Annotated in this window: 14 protein-coding genes; 5 read left to right on the forward strand and 9 right to left on the reverse strand. The window is 43.2% G+C overall.

Annotated features, from left to right (window positions below; translation table 11 throughout):
* Positions 1 to 14: 14 nt before the first annotated feature.
* Positions 15 to 4,433, forward strand: a complete 4,419-nt coding sequence (locus tag BABA_RS01250) for an Ig-like domain repeat protein (protein ID WP_007083298.1) — start codon at positions 15 to 17, stop codon at positions 4,431 to 4,433.
* Between the two features lie 231 nt (positions 4,434 to 4,664).
* On the opposite strand, the gene BABA_RS25910 is transcribed toward BABA_RS01250, so the two are convergent.
* The 7 genes from BABA_RS25910 to BABA_RS01285 all read right to left on the reverse strand — a co-directional run bounded on the left by BABA_RS25910 (position 4,665) and on the right by BABA_RS01285 (position 18,600).
* On the reverse strand, positions 4,665 to 7,451 hold the full coding sequence (locus BABA_RS25910) for a GAP1-N2 domain-containing protein (protein ID WP_007083299.1): 2,787 nt from the start codon (positions 7,449 to 7,451) through the stop codon (positions 4,665 to 4,667).
* Positions 7,448 to 8,716 carry a TRAFAC clade GTPase domain-containing protein gene (locus BABA_RS01260; RefSeq protein WP_007083300.1) on the reverse strand — a complete coding sequence of 423 codons (1,269 nt, stop codon included), beginning with the start codon at positions 8,714 to 8,716 and terminating at the stop codon, positions 7,448 to 7,450. Before BABA_RS01260 ends, BABA_RS25910 begins: the two co-directional genes overlap by 4 nt.
* Positions 8,717 to 8,729: 13 nt before the next feature.
* Positions 8,730 to 9,368: a hypothetical protein gene (locus BABA_RS01265; protein ID WP_007083301.1), complete on the reverse strand. Its 639-nt coding sequence runs from the start codon at positions 9,366 to 9,368 to the stop codon at positions 8,730 to 8,732.
* Positions 9,369 to 9,388: 20 nt separating this feature from the next.
* Complete coding sequence (locus tag BABA_RS01270) at positions 9,389 to 10,666, reverse strand: vWA domain-containing protein (protein WP_007083302.1); 1,278 nt, start codon at positions 10,664 to 10,666, stop codon at positions 9,389 to 9,391.
* Between the two features lie 26 nt (positions 10,667 to 10,692).
* Entirely contained in the window at positions 10,693 to 13,050 is a 2,358-nt protein-coding gene (locus BABA_RS01275; RefSeq protein WP_007083303.1) for a hypothetical protein, read from the reverse strand.
* A 291-nt stretch (positions 13,051 to 13,341) separates the two neighbouring features.
* A complete protein-coding gene (locus BABA_RS01280; RefSeq protein ID WP_007083304.1) occupies positions 13,342 to 16,734 on the reverse strand; it encodes a tubulin-like doman-containing protein in 3,393 nt (1,130 codons plus the stop codon).
* Between the two features lie 84 nt (positions 16,735 to 16,818).
* Positions 16,819 to 18,600, reverse strand: coding sequence for a vWA domain-containing protein (locus tag BABA_RS01285; protein ID WP_007083305.1), 1,782 nt, complete (start codon positions 18,598 to 18,600; stop codon positions 16,819 to 16,821).
* Between the two features lie 203 nt (positions 18,601 to 18,803).
* Here BABA_RS01285 and BABA_RS27080 point away from each other — a divergent pair, with 203 nt between their 5' ends.
* Genes BABA_RS27080 through BABA_RS01295 form a run of 3 tightly spaced genes read left to right on the forward strand, consistent with a single transcriptional unit; the run spans position 18,804 to position 21,664 of the window.
* On the forward strand, positions 18,804 to 18,953 hold the full coding sequence (locus tag BABA_RS27080; protein ID WP_157273071.1) for a hypothetical protein: 150 nt from the start codon (positions 18,804 to 18,806) through the stop codon (positions 18,951 to 18,953).
* Positions 18,946 to 19,905, forward strand: coding sequence for a hypothetical protein (locus BABA_RS01290; protein WP_007083306.1), 960 nt, complete (start codon positions 18,946 to 18,948; stop codon positions 19,903 to 19,905). Before BABA_RS27080 ends, BABA_RS01290 begins: the two co-directional genes overlap by 8 nt.
* On the forward strand, positions 19,898 to 21,664 hold the full coding sequence (locus tag BABA_RS01295) for a hypothetical protein (RefSeq protein WP_007083307.1): 1,767 nt from the start codon (positions 19,898 to 19,900) through the stop codon (positions 21,662 to 21,664). Before BABA_RS01290 ends, BABA_RS01295 begins: the two co-directional genes overlap by 8 nt.
* A gap of 17 nt (positions 21,665 to 21,681) precedes the next feature.
* On the opposite strand, the gene BABA_RS01300 is transcribed toward BABA_RS01295, so the two are convergent.
* Complete coding sequence (locus BABA_RS01300; protein ID WP_007083308.1) at positions 21,682 to 21,990, reverse strand: DUF4359 domain-containing protein; 309 nt, start codon at positions 21,988 to 21,990, stop codon at positions 21,682 to 21,684.
* Between the two features lie 324 nt (positions 21,991 to 22,314).
* Here BABA_RS01300 and BABA_RS01305 point away from each other — a divergent pair, with 324 nt between their 5' ends.
* The gene (locus BABA_RS01305) at positions 22,315 to 23,223 is read left to right on the forward strand and encodes a CPBP family intramembrane glutamic endopeptidase (protein ID WP_007083309.1); all 909 of its coding nucleotides are present in this window, start codon (positions 22,315 to 22,317) and stop codon (positions 23,221 to 23,223) included.
* A 32-nt stretch (positions 23,224 to 23,255) separates the two neighbouring features.
* On the opposite strand, the gene BABA_RS01310 is transcribed toward BABA_RS01305, so the two are convergent.
* Positions 23,256 to 23,849 carry a hypothetical protein gene (locus BABA_RS01310; protein ID WP_007083310.1) on the reverse strand — a complete coding sequence of 198 codons (594 nt, stop codon included), beginning with the start codon at positions 23,847 to 23,849 and terminating at the stop codon, positions 23,256 to 23,258.
* Positions 23,850 to 24,043 lie beyond the last annotated feature (194 nt).

Consider the following 24,043-nt stretch of genomic DNA (forward strand, 5'->3'; position numbering starts at 1 on the left):
AGGAGATTATTAGGATGGGAGAATTGATCAATAAAAGCTATAGGCATCATAAATGGCTGGTATGGACGAGCTTGATCACCATCACGCTCATCTTTGCCCTTATTTTTACGAATCATGTATTATCGCAAAACGATACAACCAGATTCATCAATTTCAATAATCAAACCTGGAATGTCGATAAAGCTCCTAAGCCTGAATGGTTTTCGAACCAAAAGGATGTTGTGTCGTTTACAGTCGACTTAAAAGACGATTATGACAATTATCTCAACTCTTTGGAGAAGCCAGACGAGGAAGGAGCATCAGACCCGGCGCCGCCCGCCCCTGAAGAAGTGGAGCAGCCATTTACCCTGAACGCATCCTACGATGGAAAAGCGGCGAGCAATGTTAAGGTAAGTAAAATTCTTGATGAAGGTGTTTTTCAAGGTGAATATAAGGTGGAAATCACCCTGCCTTCTAAAAGTGACAGCCATTTAGATGTTACGGTCGATTTTGCTGATAATACCTGGGGCTTTACTGCAAAACCAGCCGTATTCAGCATTGAAAGAGATACTATTAAGCCAATCATCAACCTTTTCGGGATCAATAAATCCGTCTACAGCGAAAGGGACGGGGTTGTCGTTTTAAATCTTGAGGTAGTGGAAGAGAATTTCACTCATGATCAGGTATCCGCCCTCGTAGTTGTGGATGAAGACGGGGATGGAGAACCAGCAAAGATTAATTGGGATCCGAATAATGACCGATTGGGTAGAATCGAATTCCCTTGGTCTGGTAAATACGATGTAACGGCATATCTGCGCGATCAAGCTGGAAATGAAAGTGACAAAGAAAGCGTCTCTTTTACCATCAATAAAGGTGAACCGAAAATGTCCGTCATCGACCAAGACGGATTCTATTCTAACGATGTGACCATTCGATTTGAAGATGATGGAAAAATAACCAAGGCGGAAGCCAACCTGGTAAGGACACATAACGGGGAAAGCCTTGAAAACAATGTGGATTTTACGCCAACATTATTCCAGAAAAAAAGAATCGCCTATCTTACGCTTAAAGAGGAAGGGCATTACAAGGGAACGGCAACGATTATCGATAACCAAGGAAATGAGTTCACCTATCCGTTATCATTTACCATTGATAAAAGTGCACCAGTCATCTCTGTTACAGGTGTCGAAAACAATCAAAAATATAAAGAAAAGAAAACAGTCGCAATCAACATAACCGAAGACCAACAATTAAACCCTGATGCAACTGTAATGACGATGACGAAAAAATCAATTGGCGGGCAAACGGAAGGGATCACATTACCACCAACCTTTTCCGATGTCCATAAAACGGCATCATCCCAGCAAGAGTTTGCGGATGGACTATATGAATTGACGGTTGCCACAAGCGATATTGCCGGAAATCAGGCGACTAAAAAGGTTCCATTCACGATCGACAGCCAAAAACCGGTGCTTGAAGTCTCTGTTGGCGGTAAACCTTTACAGAATCAGCAGCATGTTGATAATGGAAGTTTTGCTGTAAGGGCAAGTGATTTGACATTGGATCTAAGTAAAACAGTACTTACATTAAATCAGAAAAATATCGCCTTGAATGCAGATGAATCGGGGACGATTGCCACCTTGAAAAAGGATGAAACATTAGCCGACGGGAATTATCAGCTTTCCTTTAGCGCAATTGACGGATTGGAAAACAGCGAATCGATTGGGCCAATCGACTTTTTCGTTGACACACAGGCACCTGAAGCATCGCTTACAGGAATTGAGCCTGGTGCTTTTGTAAACAATGGCACAGTCACTCTAGAGGTAAGGGAAAAGAATTATCAGACCAACCAGGTCACCTATTTGGTGGAAAAACGGGGTGAGGATGGCGGGTATTCGGCTTTCCACGACGACCGTTTTGCTAAATGGGAAAATACAGGGGAAACGTCGACCTTAGCACTGCCATTTGGAAATAGCGAGAATACCGATGGGGAATACCGTGTCACAGCAACAGTTAAGGATGCGGCAGGCCATGAGGTAGTGAAGCAAGTAGAATTTACCATTGATGCCACTGCACCAGTCGTAAATACCGACTTAAGTGCTGATTTTAATGGCAGCCATTATGGTCAAAAGGGAACTGTCTCGATTGTTGTCAATGAACGACAGGAAAATTTTGAGACAAACGATGTGATCATTGATGTTAGAAGGAAGAATGGAGAAGGTTATGTGCCGGTGGACAATGTTACCGGAACATGGATCCAGAATCCGGAAAGCTCGGTCTATACGGTTGCTTTTGCGAAGGAAGACCAACAAAATGAAGGCGATTATCAAATTGTTATCGATGCCAAGGATAAAGCGGGAAATGTGGCGGAGCAAAAGACCATTCTGTTCACGATTGACCATACTGTTCCGGTCGTTTCCATTGACCCTGTATTCACTGAAAAGCGTTATTTTAATAAAAATACGGACTTCCAGTTTAAAACCAGCGACACAAATCTGCTGGTTTCAGGCAATGAATTATCTGTGATGAAAGATGGTTCTATTTTTTCAAAAACTGGCCAGCTGGCATTGTTGGCTGGAACGAAGGATACCGGTGTTGGCGCCTATACGTTCACAGAAGATGGTGATTATTCGATCACTCTCGCAGCCACTGATATGGCGGGTAATGTTGGTGTCCAGGAAAAAAGAGCGTTCATCATCGACAAAACGTCACCACGTTTAACGATTACGGGTGTTGATACGAATGCAGGTAATTACCACTATTACCCTGAGGGGAAACAGGTATCGATTGCCGCCGAGGATCGGAATTTTGCAGTAGAGGATCTAAAGCTTGTAGTCACAAAGGATGGGAAAGACATTTCGCTTGGTGAGTGGAAAAAGGTTTTTGAGGAAACAAAGGTGAATCCATCGCTTTTAGTCAAATCCCATGTAACGAAGTCGCTATCTGAGGATGGAAACTATACGATTTCGCTTGGACTGACGGACAAAGCCGGAAACCCTTCGGTGATTCCACCATTTGGCTTTACGATTGACCAAAACAATCCCACGATTGAGATTCAAGGTGTAGAAAATAATGCTTTTTATAATACCGACAAAAAAGTGGATGTCACCATCAAGGATAAAAACCTTAAAGAGAACACGATTAAAGTAACTAGAGATGGCAGCAGCTACGATGCAGGTGGTTTCCGCGTCAATGGTGAAACGGCCGCACTTAGTCATATTTTTAGCAAGGAAGGCAAATATGAAGTAACTGTCGAAGCCGTTGACCAAGCAGGAAACAGCTTTAGCCGCAGCGTGACATTTACGATTGATAAAACTAAGCCGGTGATTACCCCTAAATTCAAGGGTGAAAATCGCGTGATTCAAAATGGCGAGTATATTAATAAAATCTTCACGCCGCAATTTGCATTGGATCAACCCGAAGATACGATTGTATCTGTAACCTTGAATGGCGGAGCGGATATCAAAGGGCAAATTCCGACCGCGGCCACCGAAATGGATTATAGCTATCATGTTATGGCCAAGGATAAAGCCGGAAATGAAGCAACGTTAGATATTAGCTTCACTTTGGATACAACAAGGCCGAAGCTCGTGATTTCGGGTGTAGTGGATGGCTTCTTTAATAAGAATGTCACGCCGGCCGTTGAGTATTCTGATCTTCACTTAGATGAAAACAATACGTCCGTTACCCTTAATGGCAAGCCATTTAAGAAGGGGCAGAAGCTAGCGGACGAAAGAGACTATGTCTTAAAAGCGACGATTACCGATTTGGCAAAAAATGTCCATGCGCGAACGATTGTTTTTACGATTGATAAATCTGAACCAGTGATTAGCTTCAAGGAGCCGATTACCGATCAGTATTTTAATAAAAATATTATTCCTGACCTGCTCATTAAAGATATGAGTGATTATGATATCATTTCCCTGACATTAGATGGTGAGCCGTATACGATTGGAACACCGATTGAAACAGAAGGGAAACATGTTCTTTACTTTGAGGTCAAGGACATGGCTGGGAATATTAAGCAATTAAGCGTGGAATTTATCATCGATAAAACAAAGCCGGTGGTCGTGTACGAGGGAGTTAAGGAAAACAAGAAGTACAACGAAGCGGTAACCGTGGGAATCCGTCTGGAACATCCGGAAGACACGATTCAATCGGTTACGGTGAACGGCGAATCGTTTATGGGTGACGCGGTGACAAAAGATGGTACCCAAGTCATCAAAACGACGCTTAAAGACATTAAGCCGTATGTAATCGAAGTAGTCGCAACCGATAAGGCAGGGAATGAGGAGATCTCCAAAATGCCTTTCGAAATTGTCGAAAAGAGTGCACTCGTCAAATTCTACGAAAACAAACCACTCTTTGCCGGAACGATTGCTGCGGGAGTACTCCTGTTAGTAGCAGGCGGGACTGCGATTTTTAGAAGAAGAAAAGTGGAAGAAGATAAATAATGTTATAAAAAGCGATGGATTGTTAGTAGTCCATCGCTTTTATTTTACTTATTTAGTACTCATTCCGCCAAATTCGTTGGGAATTCCGCCAAACTAGTAATGAATTCCGCCAAACTCACCAATCATTCCGCCAAACTTACAAATAGGAAGGTCATCACCTGACATTTCCATTCAAAATACCATTTTTAGAATAAGGGCGCGCAAAAAAATAGAGCATCCATAATGGACGCTCTATTGATGTAGTGGGACAAATGTTTTTTTCTCTGTTGAATATTCAAAAACTAATTCCTGCTCACCTTTGGGCAGTATGAGTTTAGACCCCTTCAACTGAACATCCTGAAGGCCCTTGGCAGTATAGATTAGCTGGAGCGGATCGCCTTCTGAATTAAGATTGTCAGTTTTAAAAATCCAGACAAAGGAGTCTGATTTTTGATCACTAACCACCACTACTAGCTCAGGTGATTTATCCTCATCAAAGTCATGAAGCATCATATACGTTGAAAAATCTGCCAAGAGCATACCATTACCAGCAAAGGGTGTTCGATCTAGAATAGCCGGCAGCTTTATCGGCCACACTTTATTTTGGTCATAATGTAAAACACCATTGGGATGACGTTCTTCGAAGGTAATCGTTTCTAGCTTGCCTGCTCGATTTATTTCTACTGTTTGATCGGGATCACCCATGCTCCATTTTGTAAAAGTATCTAGGTTAATAGGATCGGCCACACTCGAGGTTCCTTTTTTAGTAGAGACGGAAGTCTTACTAGTTTTTTCAGCCCTAGGTTTATCGTTTTTACCGGTAAGATAATCAAGGCCAAACCAAACTCCCCTGCCGACTCCGCCAACAATGACCAGAGCCATTAGCAGCTTCAGTCCATTCTTTCTAAGGAATTTCACTACTGGACTGGCCGTCTCTGTTTCCACTTCATTCAGTAACCGTTTAAAGCCATTGTTTTTGATTAAGTATAATTCTTTCCTTAGAGCTTTATTTTTCCAAATGGATTTTGGATGATTTATGAAATAACTTCGTAATGACCTTCTAAACGTGTAGTCCATTTCATCCATTCGAGCCTTTTCCCTGATGAAAGCCAAAAGCGTTTTATCATCACTATATTTAATCAAGTAACCCAAAACCCCTTGATTATCCAAACCATCACCCTCTGTACCAAAGGCAACATAGAGTAACGGAAATTGCTCTAAAGAAAGCCTGTCCCGTAATAATCTTTTCAGAATCTCTCTAATCTGCTCGCGTGCATAAATCGTTAACGGTTTTAAGCTGTACGAATCAGCCCGTGAAGGGAAGCTAATTAACTGGAAAAGGGCATTGGTGACCAAATAGTTTTCCTTCACCCTCGCATCTTTCATTTCCCTTACATTCATTTCCTTTGTAAAAATCTCCCCGAATGCTTTGATATCATCTAATGTAAGATCCTGCAAGCGAATTGAACGTAATAAGGCAAACATGGCATTATCAAGCATGTCCTGCTTTAACTGGCGATGGTCGATACTAAACTTCTTCAGTGCCAGTACGGATTTGATTGGAACATTTGATGATTCAACTACAGAAGTGATTTTTTTTCTTAAAATTAGCCTAAATGGCTCAAGCTCTAGTAAATAGGGTGTATCCACCATTCTGTTAACTTCTACCAGGATATCCTCCATCTGCTTGTGTTGTTTGAACCGTTCATTCAGATATAGTTCAAAAAGTTGCTGATAATCGGAATGCTCATTCATAAACATGACAAGTGCCTCATGGGTAGGCATGTCCTGTTCAATCGTTTTCCATAACCGTCCGTAAAGCGGATCATCTTGATAATTCATAAGTGTTTCAAGGAGAAAAGAAAACACCTCATCCGACTGTACAAAGGAATTAACGGCAACTACTGCATGAAAATAATCGACGGAAGCGGTGAATTTTTCCTCCTTTATCAGGTTCAAAAACAATCCTTTTAAATCCGGCTTTTCATCACTGTTTACCTGTAAAAACGTTAACAAACTTTGCAGAAAGCCGATTTTGTTTTTTTCATAAAAAGGGGCATCAGGAAAGGTGAGCGTTAGAAAAATGGCGGTTAACTGGTAATAGCTTGTTAACTCCAACTTTTGACCTTCAGGTAACCCAGACAAGGCCATTTCAGCAAACTCAAAAAAATCATTCATCCGCGTAGATTCGGAAAATTGGTGCATGGCGAAATCCAAATACTCGTGCTGCTGACCGGAAAGATCGACCCCGGAAATCCGGCTATTCGCAAAATCAAAAATGTATTGTTTTTCGATGGCACGATCCCTGGTATTTAATGTTCCCGGCTCAAAAAACATCACATGGATATAATTTTTCGCGTCAGGTTCACTAGTAAACGTCATCGCCCCTAACTTTCGGCGATGCGCATAGGGTAAATATAGATAGATCAGTTCCAGCAGCTCCAGCGCATATTTTGTATAATCCTTTAAAGGAACAATCAGAGAAATAAACACCTTTTTCTTGCCGGCAATCGAGGACATGACGGCAAATAACAGTTGTTTGAAATGCTCCTCCGAAATCCCTAATGTCGCTAGCAATTCACTTTTTACAGCACGGGAGCCGTACTCAAGAACTTCCCGCTCAGGAAGGTTTTTTCCAAGTGCAGTAACATAGGATGTTTGAAAATCTGTTATTTGAAAAAGCTTCTCCGGCTGCTTGATCCATTCATCCTTTCGTCCGGCGGGAATGACATAGTTATGCATAAAATACGTGCTGCGCGAACCAGTAAAATCAGCGGGTACAAACACGGCTTGGCCAATGACAAGTTCCCCGGTTTCCGGCTGAAACAAGGTCACGGCCTCAGGATATAGGGAGGGGTCTTTCTCGCCGCGCTCGCTTAAGGCCTTCGGTGCATGATACAGACAAAACGGATGTAAATATTTTTTTACGAACGTTTGATCAAGACCCGAAGACATGGCAATCGTGTCGTATCCGTCGGTGGCGTGGAAAATTCCGCCACGTTCTCGTGTATACATTTGCTGCTGAATGTTACCGCTCACTGACCATTTCTCCCTTCAATATACCCTAGCTTATAAAGCAGCCATATGAACGGTTCATCGACACGGATTGGACTAATAATCCCGCTAACCTGTTGGTCGACCGGGTTACTCCCAAGCGCTGACACGGCAAAGTAGGAAGTATCCTTAAAGTAAACATCAAGGGCATTGACAAATGGTGTATCGACTTTTGCTAAAAATCTCCGAATTTCACCGTTGATATTTTCATATTCCGCTAAATTAAGGCCGCCCCGGTGTATGACATTGCGAAACACGTTACTATTTGTGCTGACGTATTCACCATCATCATCTTTCAAAGCATTTAAAAGATCACTCTTTGTCAACACTACCGCCGTCGGGATATCAGTTTTACTATTTTCCAGATGGGCAATAAAGTCCCCGAACAGAGAGATCACCACTTCACGCGGTTCATCCCCTTGGCCAACAATTTTCCCAGGATTTTCACCCATGTTGAGGATCAGCTTTTCACGTATCGCGCGGATCTGCATCGGGTCAACCAAGAACAGAATCCCGGCAGAATTTTTGATATGGGAGGCATGCAGCTTAAGATAGTCTTTGTCTGTCATTCCTTCACCAGCAACATCGAAAAATACGAGAGTCAGCGGTGCTTGGTCTTCGTCTTTAAAAATAAATTGAAAAATAAACGGCTCCTGCCGGTTCGATTTTTCGGTTGATTGTAACAGGCTTCCATTTTCAAAAAGGGGAATCTCATAGTTTACCCGGAATCGCTTACTTATCTCATTATCAAGTGGCATACAGGCGGCATCAAAGTTATTGGCGGTCACATGCTGAAGGGTGTGAATCAGCGATGTCATATATACCGATTTTCCCACTGAGGTGGCGCCAACAATCGAAACGATGTTGCTTGGGTGCTTGCCAGCCGTGATCGGCAGGTCGTTATGACACGAAGGGCAGAGGCGATTGCGTGTCACGACTGCGTATTTATCGGATACCCCCATAAGAATCCGATCCGTGTAAATCTTGTTTTCATCAGGAATCATCGAAGGATCAATAATGGCCTCTAGTTCATCTATGGGAGCAAGTCCGAATTTCCCCCGGTAATTGTTCAACAATTCATCTTCCTGCAATGCTAAGGCCTCATCATCATCGCGGTGATGGGCGGCGCGGAAGACGACATCCTCATGATGAAATTTGGAAAAACAGTACGGACAGACAATATCGTAAAATGGCAGCCGTTCCTTTGGCGGCTGTTTTTTTTCAAACATTCGTTTTAATAATGTGAACATGATCATGCCCCCTCTACTCAGGAATTAGCTCATAATGCTGAGCGGTGTTCTTTCCATTGTTAAAAAAGATTCTGATAAACTCATTTTTATCCATTTCAATTTCCGGCGAGACGGTTCTCCCGGCCGGGAAGTCGCGAACAAACGGATAGACCGTTCCATCCTCAAGCGAACTTGGCACGCCGCCGCTTTTTTTGACATAGACCAGCAGCTCTTTTTCGAGTGGAAGCTCGGTGTGGATGGCCAACTTTACTTTTTTACGAGGTTGAAAGAGTTTATTTTTATAGGATATGGAAAAATAAATCTTTGCCCTCGCCCCCGTGATAGTAATAAGATTTTTTTCGTCTTCCTGTTTGAAAACAACAAGCTTCCCGTCACGTTTCTGACAGGGGAAGATGCGATAGGCAGTCCGGCCGATTGTATCTAATTTGCTTACATACCCTTGATTGATTTTATATTCTTCACGGGTGTAAAGCTTTATATCGCGCTCATCGATTTCGCTGATCGGCTTTACGTTGTCTGAAGCGGTTTTATAAATGTAGACAAAGTCAATCTCGTTTGACCAGAACCAGTTCAAGCGAACCTCTGCATCTTGTATGGTCTGTTTTACATCCTTTATTTCCTGATTAGGGGAAGAAATAGGTTCCCAGTTCACCTGCAATCACCCACAATCTATTAAAATCCTTTGCTAAACCGATCCCGTTTGGCCGATGGATCTTTGGCGGAAAAATCAGCCCCAGTCGGCTGCCTCCCTGTTATACCGGAGAATTTTTCACGAATCGGAATGATCATTGTTCCCAGGCCGGTCAATGCCGTTAACAGGATATCGGCAATCATGCGTGAGGGGAACCCGGACAAGATGGCGGAGCCTTGTAAACCCATCTCGAGTACAAGCCCAGCCAAAATTCCTGAAATCAGCCCTGTCACCGTGTAGCTTTTTGCCAAATAACGGTTATCAAAGATCATGCCAAGCGCTAAGCCAAACAAGCCGCCGATGATGGTAATTAATACAACTCTTAGTACGGCGAGATACAGGCTGTCTTTAAACAAGCCATACCGTTCCGTCATCAGCAGCCGGTCTTGGTTCTCTAAGTAAATCTTTTCAAACACGTTTGTTAATTCATTTGCCCTTTTGATATCATGGAAGGATCCGCCAGAACGGGAGGCAAGCGATTTCAGGAGCCGGGCTCCACCGCTGTCTATTTTACTCATGCCAATGGTATTAATGATGATTTCCTGATCTTGGTAGGGCTTGACGACAGCATCAAGCTCCAGTTCACTATAGCCATCCGAAAACAAAATCACCATCGGTTTCCGGCCTTGCATGTGGTTGTCGTCCATTTCCTTCATTGCGGTCTTCAATGCACTGGCAATATCAGTGCCCCCGTCGTATTTCAATCCCTTGATTTGCTCGCGGGCATCGGTGCTCTCGTTTTTATCGCTGATGGGGAACATCGATTTCGTGACCGTTGCCCCATTGTTAAATGAAATGACGGAGGCTCGATGGCTGGGCTTCATATGGTCAATCAGTTTTGCGGCCGCCTTCAGGCTTTCGTGTTTCGGATCCGTTTTATTCATGCTGTCGGAAATATCCAGCACCATCACGATATCGTCCGGCGGTTTGACCGTTGAAAAATTAAGAGAATATAAGAATTGAAAAATAAGACCTGCAGCAAACAACATGACGAGAGTGGCAGGGGCGAGTACCTTCCACGAAAACCCCGAATATTCCAAACGCCAGCTGCGCACATTAATCACCGGGTGAATGAGCTCGGCCATTAAACAGAAGAGACCGAAAAGAAGGGCCAATTGCGCAAAATAGACACCCATTAACAGGAGATTGGGCCAAACACCATAATAGGTATTGAGCAGCCATTCACCCATAACAGCACCGATGATTCCAGCAATGATACTGCATACAAAAAAGAGAAAGCTAAATTTCCGGACAGGCATATTCAATGCTCCTTACAAGTTTATTGCTAAACGGATGTTTCCGCTTTAATGGCGTGAAATTCATACCCATTTTCGGTGTAGGCCTTATAGTATTTTTCACCGTTACGATAGTACATAAGGTCTCGCAGCCGGAACCCACCCATTAAGGTCAGTTTTTCAATCCCGCTTGATTTTTTTTCATGGGCACAGCCGACTTTATATTGTCTTGTTTCATATTCCTTTTCCAAGGCGAATTTCATGAACTTGCTATAAAAATCCCCAAAGAAGTACTTTTCTTCATAGCGATGGTCCTGTGTGTAATGAAACACCTCAATGTGTACGGAGGAATTTTCATGCAGGCGCAAATATAATTGCTTAAACAAATCCTCCTTGGAAAGAATCTCCCGGTTTTCATAGCGTGTCATGACATTGGCCCGCTCTAATAGCTCATCCTCAAAGCTGCGGTGGAACTCCTCCTGGGTCAGCACCTCCCGATTGCACACGAGCAGCAATCGTTCAAGGAGGGTCTTTGGATTGCCACTTTCCAGTAATGGCAGCAGGTTTCCAAAAAATCGCTCTTCTGAAAAGAAGTAGGGCCCTCGTTTTTCCTTCAGCTTTGCCGTGATCCGAGCAATCATACCGGCATAATATTCGGCAATATTTTTATCCAACACATCATCCGAATCATAAAGACTTTCCGCTGCCGCTTGTTTCAGCAAGGATTCTACCTGGTCAATCAACTCTATTTTCGTCCGTAAATAGCGATGATGCTCTTCCAGCACTGTTCGGTATTGCTTCAAAATCGCTTGCTTGACCTGAAGTTTTAGGATTTCATACTTTGTACCATAAACCACTTCGAAAAAGTAGCGCACAAAGCTGGTTAGATTTTTCTTGTCCGAAAACGGCAGGTAGCTCTTGTTAAAATCACAGTGATCAACCACTTGCTGATAATACTGCTCGAGGCGGGCTTCTTTATCTATCCGTTCATTTTTCGCTTCACGTTCCAATTTATCGATTTCATGCAATACACTCATTTCCGTCCCAGGTTTGTCGGAGGTCCAATGAATGGCACAAAATAACCCATATTGTTCATGGTTTATCACATTTTCGTAGAGACAGCGTTCAATATGGACTCTCAGGTTCAGTCCTTGCAGATGCTCACGGAGCGGCTCCTCAAAGTTGTTGAAAAAGAATATTTCCGTCCCGCCTTCATACAGATATTCCTCTGCCTCCCTAACCGACATTCTTTTTACCGTTTGATACGAATTCGAGACCCCCATTAATCCATTCATGTCCCAAAGCTTTTCGGCTGAGGGAAGCCCTTCATGATAGTACTTTTGAAAGGATGCCTCAGACAGCTCGAATAAATGGAGAACTTTTTCCTGTGGCTGTTGGCATGCAGCGTTCATTGCTAGTAGCAGCTCTTTGAAAAAATGGTGGGCTGCATGGAGGGCAATCGCTTTATTGGGCCGGGTCACTTTTGAAAAGCCGGCGGAAGCATACACGGGTTCCTGTGAGTTTCCTTTCATTCCTCTTCTAAAATCTTGATGATGATAGCTGTCCATTTTTTCATGATAATCGGTAATCATCTTTCGATTTTTTAACAGATTGAGGTTGCTGATCATTTCGATATTTTTCTGAAAGGCGTCACTAGAAATTAAGCCATCTTCATTTTTATCACTCAATAAATACACCATGTCAAAGAGCGGGGAAGGTGGGTGGCTCACAGGCAGCCTAAGGTAATCCTCGGTCAGCTGCAGCACCTGCTCAAACGTGTATTCATCATTTTGATAGTCATCGAGTTCTTTTAAAAAACTAATCCCGAGGGAGGTGGAGAGGGCAAAGTTCTCACCATCCTGTTTTTCCTTCATCAATCCGTATAAATCCACTTCAACGAGGCGAAAGGATTCTTGAAGAATACTTTTTAGCAGCAAAGTCACTTCTTGGATGAGGACATTGGCCGGATCATCAATTCTTGTAACCACGCAAAGGTTTATCTTCTTTAGCGAAGAATATTGCTTCCCGTATTCTGCCATCTTCGAAGATAGCTTTCTAAAAATCTTATTTAGTTCAATTAGTTTGCTTTCATCTTGATGGAAGGCCTCGTGCATACCTTTGCGATGGTACTTGCGGTCATAGTCATCCCCGGAGAGTTGGATGGACAGCACATTTTCACGGTCGGTAATCGTGTCTGCTTGATAGGCGTGAAAATATAAAACGCCGGAACTGTTTTGCCACTTATCTTCATTAATCGTCATAATGGTTCTCAGGTCATCCTTGACAAGGTCACCAAGGAATAAGAAGACAACCGGATGATTGACGCTGCGCTGTTCATTTTCCGACAAGCTGATTTGTTCTAATTGAATGGAAAAAGTGTTGGCATACTTCTGTAAAAGTCCTCGCAAAGCTGATTCCCCCTAGCTGGGTATGATAAGAGGCGGGCCACCTGCATTGTGGTGCCTGTGGCCGGAAAAGATAAACGTATAACGACAGTAACGTGCGGCTATGCGACAGTAACGTGCGGCTATGCGACAGTAACGCGTAGTTATGCGACAGTAAAGCGAGCTTGCGACAGTAAAACGCGTCCATGCGACAGTAACGCGTGGCTATGCGACAGTAAAGCGAGCTTATGCGATAGTAAAGCGTGTCCATGCGACAGTAGCGAGTGGTTATCCGCCACCCGCCACCCGCCACCCTTACGATTTCAACTGCCTTAGCATCTCCTGCACCTTCAACATCATCTCTTTATAAAAAGCGTACAATTCCTCGCCGTTGGCAAACTCCTTGTAGTCGTAATCAAGTGTTTCCTTTTCCTTTTGATAGGCTGCAGCCATTTCCTCTAATGCGAAAATAAGCTGTGCAGCACTTTCTTGATTAATTAACTCCACGCTACGGCGCTCCGATTTCTTTTCAAGCTGCGCCATTTGTTTCTGATTAAGCGACTTAAAAGCTTGATAGATTTCGTACTCCACAAATTTCGTCGTTTTCGTTAAATTCACAAACGGCTCCCATGCATCTTCCTCAAGCTCTTTATCGTACACATAGAGGGCGCCGCGTTTTTTAATGGTTCTTGTATAAACGGCTTGAATAAATTGAGTCATGGTCACTTCTTTGTCCTTTTGAGACGCTAGAACCTGCTCAATCTCAGCAATCTTTTCCTGAATGAAGCGGTATTTCCGCACCTCTGATTTCACTTTTTCAATCAGCTTAGGGGAACGGATGAGGTTTTCCCTCGCTAACTCCACATTCGTGCTGCCAAAAATATCGCTCGAACCGACCACTTCCATGCTGCCGGCAACCATGTCCTGCAACTGACGAAGCACCTGTTTCAAGTTTCCAAGATTCGCTTTCTCTAACTTCTTCGGATCCACTTCATATGCAGCAAATAACGCCCCAATATTCACGTCTTTCGTAAAATGACACTGGAACCGTGCGCTCGTATTTTGGTCGTCATTTTTCTCTTGTATGCAACCAATGCCCTGAGCCTGATCAAATAGAGTACGTACACTAGAATTGTATTGTTTAACCCTCTCGTTCTGGTACGTATCGCCCCATGATTTTTCCGGAATCGGTGAAGGGAGGTAGGCCCAGTTTTCCTTCGCGGTTTGCACCAGGTGGCGGCCGACGCCTTCTTTTTCTAAAATTGTTTTTTCATAGGATTTTTCATAGATAGACAATGGCGAGTAGGCAAACAATGGGATTCCATTCTTTGTATTCAGCCAGAATATCCGATTCTTCAGCTCACTTTCTTTGATCGTAAATCGGGAATGGCTGAGTGAATGCTTCTCGAAATTTTTAATGCCATTGAAAATATTCGGTGCCTTCACCGGCACTGACACAAAGCCCCATTGCGGGAAGTGCAGCTGGCCATTGCTGTTCGCAAGATGGAAGACAGGCAGCGCATCGCGATCCAAACGGGCGGCAATCTTGTCTTCAATAATCTTATCGATTGGCAAGTCATCGCCATATTTCAGCCGTAAAAAGTCCTCCATTGACTTAGTAATCAATTCCCCGAACTGGTCGGTCAAGAATTCTGAGACCGTGCCAACGACATCTACATCGGTTTCCTTCACCCAATAGTTTGATTTTTCAAGGAGCATTTCCGACCATTGCTGCACCAATAATTCACCGTCTTTAGAATCAAACATCCGCTGAATTTCGCGGGCGACATCAGGTACACTGACAAGATGCCAATAATAGGTGACATCGTTATCCTGTTTTACTTCCTCGCCATCAACGAGGATATCGGCATTCTTTTCAAAAATTCCGCGCAGCGTTTCTAAGATTTCTTTATAAACCACATAGATCTTGTTATTCTGGTTATTTAACAGCTGGTATAGATCCTCATAGAATTCAATCATTTCTTCGGTTCTTGCCTTTTCCGCCCGGGCATGATACTCATTCAGCTTGGCTTCAATGTAGGCATTTTTTTTACGATCCTTTGAAATAAAAGCGCTGCGGGCATCCTCGAGTTTGTTGTAGGCATACTCCTGTTCAGTAGTAATTGCTTTTGGCAGCCGCTCTAAACGGTCGCGAAGTCCTTCCACATAGACCTGCAGGGTTTTCAACAAACAGAAGCCATCATTAGAGTAAATCAGACGGGAGGCAAAGATAGGCCCTTTTTGGGGATGCAGGAAAAAGCGCTCAAGCTGGCGGCGGAATTCCTCCATGATTTCCCCAGGTAGCTGTTTTTTACATTTGCGATATTGATCCTTTGCTTTTAGTAAAAACTCGCGCTCCAATTCTTCATCCAAATTGATCACGGATGTTTTAATCACATTGTTGTATGAGAAACGGTCACTGTTTTCAAAACCAGATAATGGTTCCGGGACTCGATCATTGAAGCGCTGGTGCACGGAATCCGGGTCGATGCGCAGTTTTTCTAAAAATTGCTCTACTTCCGTTTGATCCGGGCCGGCATCAAACATCGTGTTCATTTTTTCAAACAGCTTATAACCGATGTAGGTGGTCATTTCTTCCAGCGGAATTTCCGCCATCGATGCGCCGATAATATTGTATTGATAGTTGGCGGCATAGGGCTTTGGCATTTGGGCGATATTGGTGCGGATGTTGCTGATGTAGTCGTGGATGGCAAACTCTTCTCCGGATTTCTTTTCTTCATTGGCCATAAAGTTGGTGATATTTTCAGCGGTGACATTCATGCAGTAATCATAAGCGTTCTCAAGCCACTTGCCTTCCAGGTTCGTCCCGGAGATCAAATGACAGAGATTGAACGGCGGCATGGGGGAGTTAACATCTAAGAGGCTGCCGTATTTCATTGCAAAGCGTTCGTTGCGTTCATCACAGTTCATCCAGTAGTCAAGTTCTTTAAGGGCGGCATAGCCGTTTTTCTCAATATATTCGACGGTGTGCGAGCTTAAGCCTCGTTTGGACAAATTCACATCTGGCGTGAACAGGTACCCAAGGATGCTGACCTTATCAACACCGGTGGAGCCGAATTTCCGCTCCATAATCCCGCGTGTAATATAGGCAATATCGAGGTAGCAGCCGCTGCCTGTACCACCGGAAAGACCAGTCAGGATAAAAACATATAATCGTTTGCCTGTTCCCTCAAGGACAGCTTCGATTTTTCGTTCGATCGTTTGCACAACTTGATTGATTTTTGTAAACAGCAGTAACCTGCCGGCTTGGCGAACACCCGATGCCCCGCTGATGCCATCGGTAATCAACAGCTCCGGTGACAGCCATTCCTTTATGTACGGCTCAATCGTGCTGCGGTTTTGCAGGAGGCCGCCGATTTCAGGGTTGGATAAGAGGACAAATTCTTTATTCGGGTCAAGGCCGATGCCTTTATAGTTTTTATTGCGGTCATATTCATTTGTTTCGAAAGCGAGAAATTCAATGTTATTCGGCTTTTCCTTTTTCTTTTTAGATAACGGGTCCTGCGGCAGCTTGAAGCGGCGATTCACTTGGTATTTCAAACGAAGAAGGGCATCAATCCCCGTCCCCCCAAGGCCGATGACAAGCATCGGATTATCAATTGTATCAACGCGGATTTTCTCCGAAATAATGCCCCCGCCTAACGAAACATCCAACTGCTGAATATGCTCTCTCACACTAGCTTTCATGCACAAATTCCTCCCTGGCTGTTAATATCCATATATATAAAGACGATAAATAACGTGATAAAGATTCAATTGGTGCCTGACACCCTATCCAATATACTCAACGTAAATAGTTTTATTAACTTTTTTTGGAATGATCCGCAGGCGGTCGTTCCGCTTTACTACTAACCCTTTTTTGGCGTCAATGGCTCGGCCGCCTTTTTCAATGGTGCAGTCGGAATTATTGACGAGCAGGAGCGCATCACCTGCTGCCGGTTTGAAAACGACTCCTTCCGTTTCAGCAAACTCTGGTGACAGCGACAAAAGCTGGTGCAGTCGGAATTTACCTTTAAAGCTCTTTAATTTCTTGAATTGCGGGCTGGTGCGTTCGCCAGTATCCTCATCCTTCATTTCTACGACGATTTGGCCGCTAAAGCCGCGACCCGCTTGTTTTATTTTTCCTAAAAGGAGGTAAGCAAGCGCTGCGAGCACGAGGGCACCTACCAAACCACCAAAAACATAAAGCCACGGAAAAGGTTTCTCTTCCTCGGACGATACCTTAACCGGTTTTGCCGTCACAGGCGCAGCCGCCGCATGTTGCACGGTAATCTTTTGCGGCTCGGTCTCGCGGAAAAAGCTAGAATCCTCCGCCTTCACAACTACCTCATAGCTAGAGGAATTTCCAAGCTTGAACTGACCGGTAAACCCTTGATCCCCGGAATTTAAAACGGCTTCCTCTGTTTTTCCCTTTTCAAGGTCTTTGACATAAAGAGTCGCTTTCATCGATTTATAGATTTCTTTATCGGTAATTGCGGTGCCGTTATCCTCAAAAACGGCGCCAATCTCCACCGTTTCACCCGCCTTGTAACTTTGCTTAGCAAAAGGAGCAAGCTTCAGCTGTAAATCATAATTGAACACAAGATTGATATCGATTTTGTCCTGTGGCACGCCTTTGACCTTCAGCGTCCAATCGCCCTCCACCGGTTTCCTCAGCTTCAACATCGAATAGGTCTTTGACCGTGACAGCAGCACCTGATCGGAAGGAATCGCCACCTCCCTACCGGACGGATCAATCAGCTTTACCTCGACCGGCTGGCCCGACATAAGCGAAATATTTGCTTCTAACACATTTTCGTTTGGTACCGTAATCTTGATATCCTGAAAGTCGCCATTTCCTACTAACTGGTCGACAGGAACAATTTTTAACTTTAAGTGGTTCGCAAAAATTTCACTAAGGATACCGGGAAGCCTATCTGCTGAAGTAGCTTCAAAGAATTTCCCACCAGTGCTCTCCGCTACATTGGTGAGCGCATCTTTATTTAACTTGCCATCTGCATTTAAGCCGATGGTATAAATCGGATACCCCTTCGCCCGCGCATCCGCAACTGCCTTCTTTAAATCCTCATCCGCCTCGGCAACGGTTTTCGACTTCTTCGGATTCAATTCGTTGTTCCCATCGGCAAGCAACACAATCAATGGGAAATACCCCTGCTCATGGCTCGAACCCAACACCTTTACCGCTTCCTTCACACCAGTAGATAAATCGGTATAGGTGTATTTTTCAACCGAGTCCACAAAATCCTTTAAATCCTTTTTATCCTGTTCTGAGTGGATTTTAACCAGTGCTTTTTCCCGCATTACTTCATCAGAATAGGCAATGGCACCAATTTTATCGCCGTTAAGGGAAGCCATATCAATAAACATTTTCATAGCTTCACTGCTAATATTACTCGGATCACTGCTCTTCATGGAATTACTGACATCTACGACCAGCATCCCTTCAATCCTTGAAGTGGAATGCAGGGGACTCTCTGCGCGTACACTTAAATAATTACTGTTGCAGAGTAAGAACATCATCACTATAAAGCTACTAATCCATTTTTTTATCATCTGTGTGCACCTCCACTAGCAGTTTCCTATTTCGCGCAAATATTACAAAAAAATCCTGTTATGAACCTATTTTATCATCGTTATAAATATATTCCCAAGCAATAATCCCTAGAATTTTAAAAATTTTCCTATTATAATGAAAATAAACTTAATATTCTGGAAAAGTAATGTACTTTTTATTTCAATCAAACAGGGGGAATATCATGTACAGCATCGTATTTACTAGTATTCTAGTGTTAATCCTGCTTTGGAAAACCTATAAACTTTTGAAAAATAAACGCAGCAGCGGCCATTTCAAAGATATTGATGAAGAACTAGTCATCATGTTAAACGAAGGTGATTCCATTGGCTAAACAAGCCGTTCAGTTATCGAAGAAAAAGCGAACAACCTATCGTTTTCAAAAGCTAAAAATGTGTAAAAAATGCCATCGTTATTCTGTTTTAAAGGATGAAGCATGCCCAACCTGCGGGACGAAATTTGCTGGAATTGAAAGTCTCGTAAAATCTATTATTAAAAAAAGGGTAACAACAGAAGTGATTCGACTATTAATCGTTGTCTGTCTTGGCATTCTATTCGCTCCTACGATTCACACTATGTACTATTCCTTATTCGCTGGCCTCATCTTTTGCACCTGCTATATGGCTCTAAACACTATGTTCCTGAAAAGTGAGTATTTCCATCAATTGAAAAAGCTGCTCCGGGTTGATTTTCGTAAAATTCAAGCGGGGATTCAGTTTGACAGTGACCTTGCGAAAGCAGATGTGACGGAAGCGAGACTGGCGCAGGCTGATGAAAAGCTTCGTGAAATTGGCGATTTGATTTCCACAGACCGCATAAAAATTCGTCGCGTGATGGTATTAAACAAGATTGCCCTTCGGAGTGATATGGAACTGGAGCTTGAACCCCTTATTCCATCATCATATGATAAGAATTTTGTGAAATATGCACTAGAGGTGGTAAAAATCAATCGTACCCTGATGACGAAAAAGGGGATTGCCTACTTTATCCATTATCGAGATGCGATTGTTATCGATTTCGGAATGGATTCGCTTATTGCTGCCGCCGGAACAGCCTTACGGATGAGGCTATACATTCTTGAATTTGCCCCATTTATCGAAGAATTTCTAGATTATTTTCCAAAGGAACGCGTCTTACGGCTGTGTAATATCATCCATGCCAATCCAGAAATCGATTGGGGCAGCCTTAAGGAAACTACCATTCGGTTAGTGGAGAAAAAGTATTCCTATGATCCGGATTTCAAGCGTTTTAGTATCGGAAAAGAAAGGGCCTTCAGTCATGCGTAAATCAACCGTTTATAAAAAAGTGATTAGGTCGCAGAACTTTTTCTTGCTGCTGCTCACGATCCTGCTCGTTCTCGTCGGCGGCAAAATCATCCTGGCACATGAAAAAATCGCTGATTATGAAGAAGCGGTGAGATTGTATCAGTCCGGCAATTTAGTTGGTGCTGAAAAGAAGTTCCGCGCCGCGAAGCGAAATCTATCCGTCATAGACCATAATCAAGTCATCAACCAGAAACTCGCCATTCTCTCACCGATTCGTGAAGCCATGGAAGACCTGGATAAAGAGGCAGCTGCCTACCAAAAAGATCTTGATCAACTCGTTGATACCTACAACCGCTGGCAGGAGAACAGGGAAAAATGGGTGTCAGGCACCACGATTCAACAGGACATGTATGGAGAGATGCTGACTCTGACAATGCTGGATCAGGATTTTGCAGGTTATTTTTCCGAAAGTAAGAAAACACAGCTAGATAATTTACAGAAGGGAGACGCTGAGGAGGAAGAGATTTTTGCCAGTTTAACAAAAATTCCTGCAGAGTACTACGGGGATGGGGAGTCCAAAACAAAAGAAATTCAGTCCGTGTTCCAGGACTATTACTCGGCTAAAATCAAGAGATTGATAGCGAAAAATGGTTCCATTGCTGAAACAGTAGATGAAGGAAATCGGCAATTTGCGCTGCTGACGAAGTTCACGATGGATTCCAGCTGGCTTCAGGACATCCTTGACAGCCATTTAGTAAAGGTACTTAATGCCTCAATCGGAAACAAGGATTATGCGGCATTTGCTGAGCAAGCAAACGCAATTAAAAACCTATCCTCAAATATGAAGGATGCCAAGGTATTTTCCGTTATCGAAAAAACAAAAGGGGAGTTGCTTAACAAAGCAAAGAGTCTTGTCGCCTCCAACAAATACGAGGAAGCCATCAGCCTCTATGAAGCCCTTAAACCATTAGAAAATACAGAGCAATTGATCACTAATGCCAATCTTGCCTGGGATCAACATGAGCCGGTTCGCCTCCTAAAGCGTCTCTATCCAACAAAGGAATTCACGAGCACTGTGAATGCGAAGAACAAATGGGGTGCAGACATGGTCATTGCCGCTATCTCCAAAGACGGCGGAATTTATTTTGGCAAGCGGAAGGGAGAAGAGGCGCTGACGGTTACTGAGGGAACTCTTGAAGGCGCGCCGACAGTCACTTCACTGAACTTAGAAAGCAGCTATGGCTCAGCAAATGATCCGGTAATTTCTATCGATACCAAATCTAAGGAAAGGAAACATCATTATTTGGCCTATGAAGTCCGCTTAGAAGCAATGGTGAAAATTCTTGATGTAGAAGCAGACAACGTCACCGTTGAATCCAAGCAGCTTTTATTAGTGGAAAATCCTGCAGGCCAAGGTGGGGGTGAACTTGCCTATTACGAACCGGATGCTCAGGGCGTGTATCGTTTTTCAAAAATAAAGATAGATTATGTTGATATTCAGGTAAGCGAAGTGACTAATTACGTTGGGAAAAAGGTGCGCTTCACTGCAAATGCAGCGGCGAAAGCAAACGGAGGGGCACTGGTAACACTATCAGAAACCTACAACTATACCACAAACCGCTGGGAGAAGATGTATGTATTGTTAAAGGGGCAGTCGGATTTTACCATCTATAAGAGTTATACCGTCATTGGAACCTTGAATGGGTACGAGGATATGACCGACGAAAACGGCGAGCAGATTCGCGTTCCGGTTTTCACGGTGGAGAAAGTGGAGAAATAGAAAAAGGCCAGTAACGATTACTGGCCCTTGTCAAAGCTTGATAGTGGGATAAATTGATTGAAAACCCCAATCGTCGTAACCTTGCCCAGCCCCACATCCGTAAAATCCGTTTTATAGACAGAGAAAACGAGATAATCGGACTTGGTTGTGCCAGCATCAAAGATGGATTTTCCCGCAACAGAGAGAATCCCCTTTTTAATAAGGTTGGATGACTGCTCCATGGTTTTGTGATTAATCCAATCAATATACTCGGCACGCTCAGGATTTGTAGCTGATAAAACAAAGATAATAAAAATGGACAATATGATGGATCCAAGACGCCTCATGTTTCGAACTCCTATCCTCATAAAAATACATTAACAGCTTGTACATTCATATGTTCGTTCACCGTGAAAAATCACTTCACTGTACATTAATAAGAGGAAATAATATTTTGGTGACCCTCGACTCTTGCTATGTTAAATTAGTACTATTATTATCGTTTTCTAGTTCCGCTAAACATAACCAATAAAGGTAAAGGAGACAACACTGTGACAAGAAAATGGAAGTGGGCGCTTGGCTGTGTTATTTTCCTGCTATTTTTAAATGGGTTTGGAATTCTGGCGGTTACTTTTTTCAGGTGAGTAGAGGAGAGGCAGGGGGATTAGTGGATGACAACGAACTTAACAAAACCGATTTCGAAGAGATTACTTTTTGCCATCCTCAACGTAACCATTGGGGCAGAGATTCTCCTCTATTTTATGCGATACAGCAGTATGGCAAGTACTCTATATGATGCCATGATGGTGTCGTCCCTTTTTATCGGCTTGAAACTGCATCAGCGGCTTCAACCTCCGACGGCCCAACTGAAAACGAAACGGCAGCTTACCCTTCAATTCACAGGGGCCTTCTTGATTTTCTTCCTAAGCAGCACGGTCATCAATATGTTTTCAACCTATACGTTTCAAGACTTTAACACGGATTATGATCATTATGTTCAAGACTATACCGAAATTCAGATGGCTGCCGGAGTAGGTAGCGGTGCCACTGCAGACGAAGCTGTTTGGTCACTTTTCGAAAAAATAGATACGATTGGCTATGATCTATATGCCGATACACTTGCCGGTTTAGAAGAGGTTTGGCGCCTCGCCTATATCATTCTTCTGCTTGTTATTTTTAAAAAGGTATTTCCGCGAAGGTGGGCGAGCGGCCGCAGAGACATCTTCCTGATGGGCGCGCTGTTTCTCACTTCTATCCTGTTCGGGATCGACCATACGCTAGATTCCGAGCAGCCATGGTCGGTGCGCATTGGCGCCATTGTCACCTTTGCCAACATGGGACTCATCTTTGGCTTAATACTTCTTTGGACACGAAACCTATGGGTGACCGTCCTCGTTCATGCACTATACGATATTACTGCCACATTGTCGTGGTACTATATCGATTATGCCGTTGAACTATTTGCGCTAGCTATTTTAGTTGTGCATGTCATTCTTTTTACGTTAGAAAAAGTAAATCAAAGTCGTTTGAAGCATCAGCTGGAAGTAGCTGAAATGGGGCAAGCGGTCGAATCATCCTAAAAAGGGGTTCCGTGTAGCTACGGAACCCCTTTTTAATATGTATAGACTTTACCATCTACCCAATATTGAATTGTGCCATCTTCATTTATTATGTACCTCATTTTCTCACGCTTAAAAACCTTTAGCAAACTATCCAGTGCCAGTTCTTGCTTAACATGCAATTCCATTAATTTTTTGTTTAGAGTTAGCAAGTTGCTATTTCCTGAATTGGCAAATAGGGTAAGCATTTCTTTCTGCTGTTCCATCACATCTAGCACATCTTGTTTATGGTCTTTCAAACCAGAAGGCGTTTCGAGAATAGATACTTTTTTCAAAAGTGCATCCTGGTCTGATTTTATTTGCTCGTCACCTAACGTATATTCGCTAAACAGTTTCTCGCTTTTTCGATAATACTGTTGCTCACTTGATAAATAGGAAACAATTTTTTTATGATTGGGAGTCAAAATCGACATCATAAAAAATGAGCAAATGACGATCACTGCCAAAATTCCCATGGTTATATAGACCCGCTTTTTCATCACATTCTTCCGTGCGGGTGGAAAGGGTTCGGGTTCGGAGTGGAATAGGGCGTTTGCCTGCAATTCTTCGAGTTCCCGTTTCAATTTGTGTTGAGCAGCAGTCAGCATCCACAGCCCTCCGTCCTCACGAATAGATGAAAAACTATTACTATTTTACTATAAAATGCGACAAAAAAACCAATTATTCTCCAAATTCATTAAATTCGATACCATTTTTTCATTACCATTCGACTCGAATCGAAATATACTGCCGAAAATCAGTGGTATTTCCCGAGAAATGAGGATTATTGTTGTTTTAAGCA

Origin of the sequence: Neobacillus bataviensis LMG 21833, from assembly GCF_000307875.1 — a bacterium.
GTDB lineage: Bacteria > Bacillota > Bacilli > Bacillales > Cytobacillaceae > Neobacillus > Neobacillus bataviensis.

What these genes read in the sequence shown, in the direction of transcription:
- BABA_RS01285 (WP_007083305.1), bottom strand. Translation starts at nt 18,600, where the DNA reads ATGATAAAAAAATGGATTAGTAGCTTTATAGTGATGATGTTCTTACTC.
- BABA_RS01280 (WP_007083304.1), bottom strand. Translation starts at nt 16,734, where the DNA reads ATGAAAGCTAGTGTGAGAGAGCATATTCAGCAGTTGGATGTTTCGTTA.
- BABA_RS01305 (WP_007083309.1), top strand. Translation starts at nt 22,315, where the DNA reads ATGACAACGAACTTAACAAAACCGATTTCGAAGAGATTACTTTTTGCC.
- BABA_RS01310 (WP_007083310.1), bottom strand. Translation starts at nt 23,849, where the DNA reads ATGCTGACTGCTGCTCAACACAAATTGAAACGGGAACTCGAAGAATTG.
- BABA_RS01260 (WP_007083300.1), bottom strand. Translation starts at nt 8,716, where the DNA reads ATGTTCACATTATTAAAACGAATGTTTGAAAAAAAACAGCCGCCAAAG.
- BABA_RS01295 (WP_007083307.1), top strand. Translation starts at nt 19,898, where the DNA reads ATGCGTAAATCAACCGTTTATAAAAAAGTGATTAGGTCGCAGAACTTT.
- BABA_RS27080 (WP_157273071.1), top strand. Translation starts at nt 18,804, where the DNA reads ATGTACAGCATCGTATTTACTAGTATTCTAGTGTTAATCCTGCTTTGG.
- BABA_RS01270 (WP_007083302.1), bottom strand. Translation starts at nt 10,666, where the DNA reads ATGCCTGTCCGGAAATTTAGCTTTCTCTTTTTTGTATGCAGTATCATT.
- BABA_RS01250 (WP_007083298.1), top strand. Translation starts at nt 15, where the DNA reads ATGGGAGAATTGATCAATAAAAGCTATAGGCATCATAAATGGCTGGTA.
- BABA_RS01300 (WP_007083308.1), bottom strand. Translation starts at nt 21,990, where the DNA reads ATGAGGCGTCTTGGATCCATCATATTGTCCATTTTTATTATCTTTGTT.